The sequence below is a fragment of the Cellulomonas sp. A375-1 genome (assembly GCF_001040865.1).
In the GTDB taxonomy this organism is placed as follows: Bacteria; Actinomycetota; Actinomycetes; order Actinomycetales; family Cellulomonadaceae; genus Cellulomonas; species Cellulomonas gelida.
Map to the genome: position 1 here is coordinate 1 of NZ_LFKW01000090.1, position 7,946 is coordinate 7,946.

The following is a 7,946-nucleotide window of genomic DNA, read 5'->3' on the forward strand; positions in this document are numbered from 1 at the left end:
CGCTGCTCGTGGTGGCCGTCGCGGCGGTCGCCGGACCGCGCCTCGCGCGCAGCCGCCCGGCGCTCGCGGAGCGGCTGCGCCGCGTGGCCGACGCGGTGCTCCTCACGCTCGCGGCGCTCCCGGTGGGGCTGTTCCTCATGACGACGACGTCGTGGTGGCGGTTCGCGGACCCCGACCGCAACCTGTGGCTCGGCCTGGCCGCGGGCACGGCGGCGGTCGCAGGCGTCGCGGCGCTCGCCCCGCGGCGGCCGCTCACGCTCGGCCCGGGACTGATCGCCGGCATCACGTTCGTGGTCCTCACGCTCGACGCGGTGCTCGGCACCCCGCTGCACCGCGGCAGCCCGCAGGGGCCCGCCGTGACGCTCGGCGGGCGGTTCTACGGCTTCGGCAACCCGACGTACTCCTTCTACGTGGTCGCCGCACTCGTCACGGCGGCGATCCTCGGCTGGGCGCTCGTGCGGCGCGGCCGGCGGCTGCTCGGCACGGCCGTCGCGGGGCTCGTCTGCCTCGTCGCCCTCGTCGTGGACCTGTGGCCCGCGCTCGGGGCGGACGTCGGCGGCGGGCTCGTGCTCGTCCCCGCCGGGCTCGTCGTGGTGCTCGGGGTCGCGGGCGTGCGCGTGACGTGGCAGCGGCTGCTCGTCGCGGGTGTCGCGGGCGTGGTGCTCGTCGGGGGCATCGCGGTGGTCGACTGGCTGCGGCCCGCCGCGGAGCGCACGCACCTGGGGGTGTTCGTGCAGCGCGTCGTCGACGGCTCGGCGTGGGAGACGGTCGCGCGCAAGCTCGGGTACGCGGCGGACACCGTGACGAGCGGGTGGGTCGCGGTGCTGACGCTCGCGATCGTCGTGGGCGTCGTCGTCGTGCTGTGGCCGCGCTCGCGCGTGCGCGTCCCGGCGTGGGAGCTGCTGGAGCGGCGCTGGCCGCCCGCGCGGCCCGTGGTCGTCGGGCTGCTCATCGCGGCCGTCGCGGGCGGGCTGGTCAACGACTACGGCGTGCGGATCGCCACGGTGATCCTGGTGGCGGCTGTGCCGCTGCTCGGGACGCTCGGGCTGCGCGCCGTCGTGGACGACTACCCTGCCGAGCACGACCTCACCGAGACCCGGCACGACCTCACCGCACCCCGACCGGACGGCCCCGATGTCCACGAGCCAGCCTGAAGACGACCGGCACCGCCCCCTGCGCTACGCCTACCTCGGCCCCGCCGGCACGTTCACGGAGGCCGCGCTGCGTCAGGTCGCCTCGCCCGACGAGGCGGTCTACCTGCCGCAGGTCGACGTCGCGTCCGCGATCGACGCCGTGCGTGAGGGCGTGGCCGACCACGCGGTCGTCGCGATCGAGTCGACCGTCGAGGGCGGCGTGACCGCGACGCTCGACAGCCTCGCTGCCGGCACCCCGCTCGTCCTGCTGCGCGAGGTGCTCGTCCCGGTGCAGTTCACGCTCGCCGCGGCGCCGGGCGTGGCGCTCGGCGACGTGCGGCGCATCTCCGCGCACCCGCACGCGTGGGTGCAGTGCCGGCGCTGGCTCGCGCACCACCTGCCGGGCGTCGTGCACGTGCCGGCGACCTCCAACACGGCCCCCGCGGCGCTGCTCGCCGAGGCCGCCGCGCAGGGAGCGACCGCCGACCTGGGCTTCGACGCCGCGCTCGTCCCGCCGCCCGCGGTGGACACCTACGGCCTGACGCCGCTCGCGCACGAGGTCGCGGACAACGTCTCGGCGGTCACGCGGTTCGTCGTCGTCGGGCACCCCGGGCAGATCCCGCCGCCCACGGGCGCGGACAAGACGACGCTCGTCGTGCACCTGCCCGACAACGAGGCCGGTGCGCTGCTCGCGATGCTCGAGCAGTTCGCGACGCGCGGGGTGAACCTCTCGCGCATCGAGTCCCGCCCGATCGGCGACGCGCTCGGCCGGTACTCGTTCTCGATCGACGCCGAGGGTCACGTGACCGACGAGCGCGTGGGCGAGGCGCTCATGGGCCTGCACCGGCGCTGCCCGTACGTGCGCTTCCTGGGCTCCTACCCGCGCGCCGACGCGGTCCGGCCCACCGTGCACGTCGGCACGAGCGACACGGACTTCGTCGCCGCCCGCGCGTGGCTCGACGAGGTGCGCACCGGCCGCACGTCCTGACCGTCGGTCAGCGGGAGGGCTGGCCGCTCAGGACGCCAGCCCGCGCCGCACGGCCTCGGCCATGAGCGTGTGACCCAGCTCGAGGACCAGGTCGTGCACCGCGTCGCCCGCGGTCCCCGGGTCGCGCGAGCGCAGCGCGTCGACCAGCGCGGTGGTCCGCTCCTCGACGAGCGTCGCCTCGGGCCAGCCGGGCAGCAGGCCCAGCAGCCGGTCCACGTGCGGCCGCATCCCGACGACCGTGCGCGTGAGCACACGGTTGCCGGCACGGGCCAGGAGCACGTCGAGCGCGGCGTCGAGCTCGACCGCGCGCGCGATGCCCTCGCCGTTGGCGTGCGCCTTGGCCGCCTCGTCGAGGTGCGCCTCGACCATCGCGAGGTCCGCCGCGCCGAGGTCGGGGGCCACGCGCGCGGCCGCCTTGCCGGAGAGGGTCGCGACGACGTCGAGGACCTCCTCGAGGTGCCGCGGGTCCAGCGGCGCGACGCGCGAGCCGCGGTTCGGCTGGTACGAGAGCAGGCCCTGGTCGCCGAGCCGACGCATCGCGTCCCGCACGGGGGTGCGTGACACGGACAGCCAGGCGCCGATCTCTTCCTCGCGGACGACCTCGCCCGGTGCGAGCTCGCCGCTGACGATGACCGACATGAGCCGCTCGTAGACGACGTCCGCGAGGAGCAGCCGTCCGGACTCGACCGCCGCGGTCTGGGTGGGGACAGGCACGATGCCTCCTGCGCGTCGCAGTGCTGGTCGATCGAGCGTATGCACGCACACGGGACCGCATGAGGGACCCACGTCCCGGGGACCAGGCGGGCTGCGTCACGTCGGCGTGCCGCGCCGGTGGGCCCCGCGCGCCGTGCCGGCCGGGCTCAGCGTTCCGTGCGGGGCACCCGGACGACGAGGGCGCCGGGGTCGGCCCGCGCCGCGACCTCGGTGACGCGGCCGATGACCTCGCCGTCCACCTGCGCGTGCTCACCGCCCGTGACGACGACGCGGATCTCGCGGGCCCGCGTGTGGTCGATGCGCCCGACACCCCGCGGCATCCCCTTGACCCCGACCCCCTGGAGCACGACCTCGCCGAACAGCTGCGCCCAGCCCGCGACACCGCCGCGGGTGTCGATCGCGGCGACGTCGAGCCACCCGTCGTCGACCACGGCGTCGGGCAGGAGCGTCAGGCCGCCCGGGAGCTTGCCGCAGTTGCCGATGAGCAGGCTGCGCAGGCGCGTGGACGTGGCGGGGGAGTCGTCGATCCGGACGTGCACGCGTGTGCGACGGCCGTGCAGGTGCTTGATCCCGGCGACGAAATACGCGATCCACCCGACGCGTGCCTTGAGGTCGTCGTCGGCGTCCGCGACCATCGCGGCATCGAAGCCGAGCCCGGCGATCACGAGGAAGAGGTGCTCGTCGTTCGTGCGGGCGTGCACGCCGTCGCTCTCGGTCAGGTGCGCGGCGTGGACCACCCTGAGCCAGCCGACGTCGATCGTGCGGTCGCGGCCGCCGAGCGCGACCTCGAGCGCGGACAGCGCGTTGCCGAGCGGGATGTCGAGGTTGCGCGCCAGGAGGTTGCCGGTGCCGAGCGGCATGAGCCCCATCGGCACACCGGTGCCGACGAGGGCCGAGGCGACCGCGCGCACGGTCCCGTCCCCGCCGACGGCCACGACGACGTCGGCGCCCTGCGCGAGCGCCTGCTTGGCCTGCCCCACACCGGGGTCCTCGACGCTCGTCTCGAACCACAACGGCTGCGGGAGGTCCTGCTCGTCGGCGGCGCGCTCGATGGCCTCGCGCAGCGCGGGCACGTCCTGCTTGGTCGGGTTCGCGACGAACGCGAGCTGCTGCCCGCGCTCACGCACCTCGCGCCCGAGCGACTGCGCGCGCGGGCTGCTCGCGACGCTCGAGGCCTCGAGCCGACGGCGCAGCTCGCGCTGGCGGATCCCGACGACGGCGGCCACGACGAGTGCGGCCACCGCCAGGACACCGGCGACGACCGCGACCCAGGCCTCCCACCTCACATGCGCAACCTACCCAGCGCATCGCCCCTGGTCGCGTGGAATGTCGAGGGGGTTCGTGCGGGCGCGCCGCCACGGCGCACCTTCACCCCGCGACGGCGGTCGCTCGCGCTCATTCAGGTTCAGGGTGGAGCGGCCGGGTCGGTAGCCTTCAAGGGTGATCGATCTCAAGCTCCTGCGCGACGACCCCGACACCGTGCGCGCCAGCCAGGTGACCCGTGGGGACGACCCCGGCCTCGTCGACGAGGTCCTGGACGCCGACGCACGCCGGCGTTCCGCGCTGACGGAGTTCGAGTCGCTGCGTGCCGAGCAGAAGGCGCACGGCAAGAAGGTCGCGCAGGCGACGGGCGACGAGAAGCACGCGCTGCTCGCGCACGCCAAGCAGGTCGCGGACCGCGTCAAGGCGCTGCAGGTCGAGGCCGACGCCGCGCAGGCGAGGGCGGACGAGCTCGCGCGCCGGATCGGCAACGTCGTCGAGGAGGGCGTCCCGGCGGGCGGCGAGGACGACTTCGTCGTGCTCGAGCACGTGGGCACGCCGCGCGACTTCGCGGCCGAGTACGGGCCGGACTTCGTGGTCAAGGACCATCTGGAGCTCGGTGAGGGGCTGCGCGCGATCGACACCGAGCGCGGTGCCAAGGTCTCGGGTGCGCGGTTCTACTACCTGACCGGGGTCGGCGCGCGCCTCGAGCTCGCGCTGCTGAACGCGGCGGTCGACAAGGCGCTCGCGGCAGGGTTCACGCCGGTCATCACGCCCACGCTGGTCAAGCCCGAGGTCATGGCGGGCACCGGGTTCCTGGGGGCGCACGCCGACGAGGTGTACCGCCTCGAGGCCGACGACCTGTACCTCGTCGGGACCAGCGAGGTCGCGCTCGCGGGCTACCACTCGGGCGAGATCCTCGACCTGTCGGCGGGCCCCAAGCGCTACGCCGGGTGGAGCGCGTGCTACCGGCGCGAGGCCGGCTCGTACGGCAAGGACACGCGCGGGATCATCCGCGTGCACCAGTTCCACAAGGTCGAGGCGTTCTCGTACACGACCGTCGAGGACGCCCGCGCCGAGCACCGCCGGATCCTGGCCTGGGAGAAGGAGATGCTCGCGCTCGCCGAGCTGCCGTTCCGCGTGATCGACACGGCCGCGGGGGACCTGGGCAGCAGCGCGGCGCGCAAGTTCGACTGCGAGGCGTGGCTGCCCAGCCAGGAGCGCTACCTCGAGCTGACGTCGACCTCGAACTGCACGACGTTCCAGGCGCGCCGCCTGGGGGTGCGCGAGCGCACCGCCGACGGTCAGGTGCGCACGGTCGCCACGCTCAACGGCACGCTGGCCACGACCCGGTGGATCGTCGCGATCCTCGAGAACCACCAGCAGGCCGACGGATCGGTGCACGTCCCGGTGGGGCTGCGGCCCTACCTGGGCGGCCTCGAGGTACTGGAGCCCTGATGAGTCGCACACGCCTGGTCGCGCTCGACGTCGACGGGACGCTCATGTCCTACGACGGTGCCGTCTCCGACGACGTCCGGGAGGCGATCGGCGACCTCGTCGCCGCGGGTGTGCACGTGGTCCTGGCGACCGGCCGCGGGGTGCACTCCGCGGCGCCGGTCGCGCGTGACCTCGGCCTGACCGAGGGCTGGCTCGTGTGCTCGAACGGTGCCGTGACGGCCCGCCTCGACGCCGACGAGCCCGCGGGCTTCGCGATCGTCGACACCGTGACGTTCGACCCCGGCCCGGCGCTGCGCGCGATCGCGATGGAGCTGCCCGACGCGCTGTACGCGGTCGAGGACCTCGGCGTGGGGTTCCGCGTCTCCGACCTGTTCCCCACCGGTGAGCTGAGCGGCGAGATGGACGTCGTCGGGTTCGACGAGCTGGCGGCGACGCCCGCGACGCGCGTCGTCATCCGCGCCCCCGGCGCGAGCCCCGACGAGTTCCACGCGCTCGTCGAGCGCGTCGGCCTGCACGAGGTCGAGTACGCGGTCGGCTGGACCGCGTGGCTGGACCTGACGCCGGGCGGGGTGTCCAAGGCGAGCGCGCTCGAGGAGGTGCGCCGGCGCCTGGGGGTGGAGCCGTTCGCGACGCTCGCGATCGGCGACGGTGGCAACGACCTGCAGATGCTCGAGTGGGCCGCGCGCGGCGTCGCGATGGGTCACGCCTCCGAGCGCGTCCGCGCGGTGGCCGACGAGGTGACCGGGACGATCGACGACGACGGTGCCCTGACCATCCTGCGCGGCCTCCTGGTCTAGCCGCCGCGACCTCGGCGAACGCCCTCGCGGTGCCCGCCGAGGGGCGGCGCGCCATGACTGCCGTTTCGTGACGCAACCGTGACCGCTTTGTCCCGTCTTTCGGGTTGCGGGGGATTTCTGTAACGGATTGCATCGTGGGGATGGCACGCGGACGTGGACGTCCGCGGGTGCGGCCATGACGACACGGAGGTCTCATGAACGGCATGCGCAAGCGTCGGTACACCCTGGTCGCGGCCTCGGCTGCGACCCTCGCACTGGTCCTGACCGCCTGCTCGTCGAACGACGGCGGTGACGGGGACGGCGACGGGGGTGGCGGCTCGACGGCGAGCGCCGACTGCGCCGCCTACGAGTCGTACGGCGACCTCAAGGGCAAGACCATCACGATCTACGCGGGCATCGTCGACCCCGAGGACCAGCCCTACAAGGACTCGTTCGTGCCGTTCGAGGAGTGCACGGGCGCGAAGGTCGACTACCAGGCCGACAAGCAGTTCGAGCAGCAGATCCTCGTGCGCGCCCAGGCGGGCAACCCGCCGGACATCGCGATCGTGCCGCAGCCGGGCCTGCTCGCCCAGCTCGTCGCAACCGGCACCGTCAAGGAGGCGCCGGCCGGCGTCGCCGCGAACGTCGACGAGTTCTGGGGCGAGGACTGGAAGGCGCTCGGCACAGTGGACGGCACGTTCTACGCCGCGCCGTCCGGGGCGAGCGTGAAGTCGCTCGTCTGGTACTCGCCGCAGGAGTTCGAGTCGAACGGCTGGAAGGTCCCGACGACCCTCGACGAGCTCAAGACGCTCTCCGACACCATCGCCGCCGACTCCGGTCACAAGCCGTGGTGCGCGGGCATCGCGTCCGACGCCGCCACCGGCTGGCCGGTCACCGACTGGATGGAGGACTTCGTCCTGCGCGAGGGCGGCGCCGACGTGTACGACCAGTGGGTCAGCCACGAGATCCCGTTCAACTCCGAGGTCCCGACGAAGGCGCTCGACGGAGTCGGCGAGTACCTGAAGAACCCGGAGTACGTGAACGGCGGGTTCGGCGACGTCTCGTCGATCGCCACGACCGCGTTCCAGGACGGCGGCCTGCCGATCCTCGACGGCCAGTGCTCGCTGCACCGCATGGCGAGCTTCTACGCCGCGAACTTCCCGCAGGGCACGGACATCTCCGAGAACGGCCAGATCTTCGCGTTCTACCTGCCGGGCAAGACGACGTCGGACAAGCCCGTCCTGGGTGCCGGTGAGTTCGTCACCGCGTTCGCCGACCGTCCCGAGGTGCAGGCGCTGCTCGAGTTCTGGAGCACCGACACGTGGGCGAACCTCAAGGCGCAGGCCAGCGTCGACCGCACCAACGGTGGCTGGATCACGGCCAACAAGGGCCTGGACGCGTCCATCCTGACGAACCCGATCGACAAGCTCTCGGCCGACATCCTGCTCGACCCGAACGCGGTGTTCCGCTTCGACGGCTCGGACATGATGCCCGCCGCGGTCGGCTCGAACGCGTTCTGGAAGGAGGCGACGAGCTGGATCACCGGTCAGTCGACCAAGGACACGCTCGACAAGATCGAGGCTGCCTGGCCGTGACCTGAGCTCGGTGCCCCGGGGG

At 73.6% G+C, this 7,946-nt stretch carries 6 protein-coding genes and 1 pseudogene; 5 read left to right on the forward strand and 2 right to left on the reverse strand.

From position 1 onward, the window contains the following. A pseudogene (locus CWIS_RS18825) lies at nt 1-1,154 on the forward strand (hypothetical protein); the annotation flags it as partial. Then, on the forward strand, nt 1,135-2,121 hold the full coding sequence (gene pheA / locus CWIS_RS09560; protein ID WP_048343056.1) for a prephenate dehydratase: 987 nt from the start codon (nt 1,135-1,137) through the stop codon (nt 2,119-2,121). The pseudogene CWIS_RS18825 and the gene pheA, both read left to right, overlap by 20 nt. 27 nt (nt 2,122-2,148) lie before the next feature. On the opposite strand, the gene CWIS_RS17630 is transcribed toward pheA, so the two are convergent. Together CWIS_RS17630 and CWIS_RS09570 are read right to left on the reverse strand one after the other, a co-directional pair. Beyond that, on the reverse strand, nt 2,149-2,835 hold the full coding sequence (locus CWIS_RS17630; RefSeq protein ID WP_053071653.1) for a GntR family transcriptional regulator: 687 nt from the start codon (nt 2,833-2,835) through the stop codon (nt 2,149-2,151). Between the two features lie 146 nt (nt 2,836-2,981). Then, nucleotides 2,982-4,121 (reverse strand): diacylglycerol kinase family protein, encoded by a 1,140-nt coding sequence (locus tag CWIS_RS09570; RefSeq protein WP_048343057.1) that lies wholly within the window; start codon nt 4,119-4,121, stop codon nt 2,982-2,984. Between the two features lie 154 nt (nt 4,122-4,275). On the opposite strand from CWIS_RS09570, the gene serS reads away from it, so the two are divergent. The 3 genes from serS (at nt 4,276) to CWIS_RS09585 (ending at nt 7,924) form a co-directional block, all read left to right on the forward strand. Beyond that, complete coding sequence (gene serS / locus CWIS_RS09575) at nt 4,276-5,553, forward strand: serine--tRNA ligase (protein WP_048343058.1); 1,278 nt, start codon at nt 4,276-4,278, stop codon at nt 5,551-5,553. Next, nucleotides 5,553-6,350, forward strand: a complete 798-nt coding sequence (locus CWIS_RS09580; protein ID WP_048343059.1) for an HAD family hydrolase — start codon at nt 5,553-5,555, stop codon at nt 6,348-6,350. Before serS ends, CWIS_RS09580 begins: the two co-directional genes overlap by 1 nt. A 194-nt stretch (nt 6,351-6,544) precedes the next feature. Beyond that, on the forward strand, nt 6,545-7,924 hold the full coding sequence (locus CWIS_RS09585) for an ABC transporter substrate-binding protein (protein ID WP_048343060.1): 1,380 nt from the start codon (nt 6,545-6,547) through the stop codon (nt 7,922-7,924). Nucleotides 7,925-7,946 lie beyond the last annotated feature (22 nt).

What these genes read in the sequence shown, in the direction of transcription:
- pheA (WP_048343056.1), top strand. Translation starts at nt 1,135, where the DNA reads ATGTCCACGAGCCAGCCTGAAGACGACCGGCACCGCCCCCTGCGCTAC.
- CWIS_RS09585 (WP_048343060.1), top strand. Translation starts at nt 6,545, where the DNA reads ATGAACGGCATGCGCAAGCGTCGGTACACCCTGGTCGCGGCCTCGGCT.
- CWIS_RS09580 (WP_048343059.1), top strand. Translation starts at nt 5,553, where the DNA reads ATGAGTCGCACACGCCTGGTCGCGCTCGACGTCGACGGGACGCTCATG.